The following is a 3062-nucleotide window of genomic DNA, read 5'->3' on the forward strand; positions in this document are numbered from 1 at the left end:
CTTTTTACTTCCCAGCCAGCCAGGACCAGACCGGCCTCGAACTTGTGTTCGATGAAGTAATCGTGACGCGCCTTTTTATTTTGCGCGATGGTCCCTGTGGGATGTTTCTTGAGCTTAGCCATAGGCGACGCATTATAGGGATCAACGGGCGTCTCGGCTATGGGCTCGGCACGCTGAAGCTGTGTGCTTGAGCACGTGGAGTGAATCCCGGACAATGCGCGATCTTTTTTGCGTGTTGGACGTGTCAACAATGTCGACGGACAAGGTTTCGGTTCACGGGAGTTGGGCCAGTCGCTGGGTGTTTATCCTGGCTGCCACCGGCTCTGCCGTGGGGTTGGGGAGCATATGGAAATTCCCCTACATGGTCGGCGTCTACGGCGGCGGTGCGTTCGTGCTGGTGTTTCTGGCGTGCATCGCGCTGATCGGCATCCCGGTCATGATCGCCGAGACGCTGATCGGCCGTCGCGCACGGCAAAGCCCGGCCAACGCGCTGCGCAGTCTGGCTCTGCAAGCAGGGCACTCATCGAAGTGGTCGTGGGGCGCATTCGCCGGCATGGTCACCGCGCTGTTGATCCTCTCTTTTTATAGCGTCGTTGGCGGCTGGTCGCTCGAATACATCATCGATGTCGGCAAAGGTGATTTCAAAGGCGTAACGGCGGACGGCGTCGGCGCCTATTTTGGCGAGATGATCTCAGACCCCTGGCGTTTGGTGGGGTGGCACACGCTGTTCATGCTGTTGTCGGCGATCACCATTGCCAAAGGCGTGAACGCGGGCCTCGAGCGCAGCCTGCGCATCCTGATGCCGTTGCTGTTCGTGCTTATAGTAATTCTGCTGGGCTACAGCCTGACCACCGGACACTTCATGGAAGGCGTGCATTTCATGTTCGACTTCACCCCGGAGAAGCTGCTCGATGGCCTGCTTCCGGCGATGGGGCATGCGTTTTTCTCGCTGAGCGTGGGTGTCGGTTCGATCATGATCTACGGCGCTTACATGACCAAAGAGGCTTCGATCACCGCGACGGTCGTGGGCGTGGCCTTGCTCGACACCTTCGTGTCGCTGCTGGCGGGTCTTGCCTTGTTTCCGATCGTATTCGCGGCCGGGCTCAACCCAAGCGAAGGCCCGGGCCTGATGTTTGTCACGTTGCCGTATGCCTTTGGTAACGTCGCCTTCGGCACCGTCATGGGCGTGGTGTTCTTCGTGCTTGTGGCTGTCGCGGCTTGGAGTTCGGCCATCTCCCTGCTCGAACCCATGGTCGCGTACCTGGTCGAGCGCACCAAGGTACGCCGCGGCTGGGTGACTTTCTGGCTATCGTTCACCTGCTGGTTCGTTGGACTGGGGACGGTCTTCTCGTTCAACATCTGGAAGCAGGCCAAATTTTTCGTGAACGAAGGCGGCGGGTTCCATCTCTATCAGTGGGGAGCGTCGTCGGGGCTGGATTTCTTTGGCGTGATTGATTTCTTCACCTCGCGGATCATGCTGCCCCTGGGTGGATTGTGCTTCGTGGTATTCGCAGGTTGGGTGATGGGACGCGGTGCGGTGCGTGACGAGTTGTCGCTGCGCAGCCCTGTTCTGTTCGCTTTAACGTTCTTTTTGATGCGCTATGTGGCGCCGATCGGCATCGTGATTGTCTTTGCCGCTCAGCTTTGGAAATGACGCTGACATGACTACGCATATTCAACGTTCCGCCCTTTTGCCCTATCCCGCCCAGGCGCTGTACGACCTGGTCAACGACGTGAGTCGCTACTCGGAGTTTCTGCCATGGTGTTCGGGTGCCAGCGTGCTGGAGCAGAGCGACACCTCCATGCGTGCACGTGTCGAGGTCGCCAAAGGCGGCTTGAGCCAGCACTTCGTCACGCGCAATACCCTGACGCCGGGGCAGGTCATCGAGATGAATCTGGAGGAGGGGCCTTTTAGCCAGCTCCACGGCGTCTGGACCTTCAAAGCGCTGAATGAAAAGGCCTGCAAGATCAGTCTGGACCTGTCATTCGATTACGCCGGGCCGATCGTTCGCGCGACGTTGGGGCCACTGTTCAACCAAGCCGCCAACACGCTGGTTGACGCCTTCTGCCAGCGAGCCAAAGAGCTGCATGGCTGAGCCGACGATTCGCATTGAGGTGGTATACGCCGCCGTCGACCGACAGGAATTGCTGGCGCTGGACGTGCCTGTTGGTACGACGGTCCGCGCCGGGGCCACTATGTCAGGCCTGGGCGAGCGGTTTTCTGAAGTGGACATCGAAGGGTGCCAATTGGGCATCTTCGGTAAAGTCGTTGACGACCCGGACCGGCGAGAACTGGCGGCAGGCGACAGGGTCGAGATTTATCGCCCGTTGCTTGCTGACCCGAAAGAGGTGCGGCGTCTGCGCGCGTTGAAAGCGGCGAGCTTGAGAAAGGCGCAAAAGCCGATTTAATTTCCTTATCGCTTCGATTGAAAGGCGTAAAAAAGCCCGGGATGTCCGGGCTTTTTTGTGCGGCTGATTCGAGAAGAAAACGGTCGATCAGCGCGGGTTCGTGTCCAGTGGTTCCTGAGAAGGAACGGGCACGGTCTCGACTTTGTCGACGTCGTTCTGAATCTGCTCAAGCAATGAACCAGGCTTGGGTGGTTCTTCCTTTGGCGGCTGCGTCCCTTGGTTTTCGGGGGTGACAGTCGTGTCGCTGCTTTTGCCGAGGATGGCCTCGTCGCGGCTGACGCCCGGCTTGAAGTCGCCGGACAGGCTCGCCAACTGGTCGTTACCGTTGAAGATCAGGCTGACGCGCTCCTGCTGGCGTTCGCCACCACCGGGCTGCAGGCTGTACAGATAGTCCCAGCGTTCAGGGTGGAAGGTGTCGGTCAACAGGGGGTTGCCCATGATAAACCTTACTTGCCGACGGGTCATTCCCGGGCGTAACTGGTCTATCATGTCCTGCGTGACGACATTGCCCTGTTGGATGTCGATTTTATAAACCCCGGGGAATGAACAACCGGCGAGTGCGAGCAGTCCCACGAAGGTGAAACTGGTTAGCAAGAGCTTGGTGTTTTGCATCGGTGGGCGACTTCCACTATCTTGGCTGGGACAACGTAAAC

5 protein-coding genes are annotated in these 3062 nt (G+C 58.7%); 3 read left to right on the forward strand and 2 right to left on the reverse strand.

Annotated elements, in window-relative coordinates; genetic code table 11:
* Positions 1-122: SsrA-binding protein (locus VF672_RS20200; protein ID WP_331106312.1), on the reverse strand; the 122-nt coding region annotated here is incomplete at its 3' end.
* Positions 123-250: 128 nt separating this feature from the next.
* Here VF672_RS20200 and VF672_RS20205 point away from each other — a divergent pair.
* The 3 genes from VF672_RS20205 to VF672_RS20215 are packed head-to-tail and all read left to right on the forward strand — an operon-like array spanning position 251 to position 2409.
* Positions 251-1654: a sodium-dependent transporter gene (locus VF672_RS20205; protein ID WP_331106310.1), complete on the forward strand. Its 1404-nt coding sequence runs from the start codon at positions 251-253 to the stop codon at positions 1652-1654.
* A 7-nt stretch (positions 1655-1661) separates the two neighbouring features.
* Positions 1662-2096 carry a type II toxin-antitoxin system RatA family toxin gene (locus VF672_RS20210; RefSeq protein WP_037015170.1) on the forward strand — a complete coding sequence of 145 codons (435 nt, stop codon included), beginning with the start codon at positions 1662-1664 and terminating at the stop codon, positions 2094-2096.
* On the forward strand, positions 2089-2409 hold the full coding sequence (locus VF672_RS20215; protein ID WP_331106311.1) for an RnfH family protein: 321 nt from the start codon (positions 2089-2091) through the stop codon (positions 2407-2409). The genes VF672_RS20210 and VF672_RS20215 overlap by 8 nt, the downstream gene beginning before the upstream one ends.
* Positions 2410-2496: 87 nt before the next feature.
* Here VF672_RS20215 and VF672_RS20220 read toward each other — a convergent pair whose 3' ends face one another.
* Positions 2497-3021: an outer membrane protein assembly factor BamE gene (locus VF672_RS20220; protein ID WP_074888447.1), complete on the reverse strand. Its 525-nt coding sequence runs from the start codon at positions 3019-3021 to the stop codon at positions 2497-2499.
* Positions 3022-3062 lie beyond the last annotated feature (41 nt).

It is taken from the genome of Pseudomonas sp., assembly GCF_036387035.1.
GTDB lineage: Bacteria > Pseudomonadota > Gammaproteobacteria > Pseudomonadales > Pseudomonadaceae > Aquipseudomonas.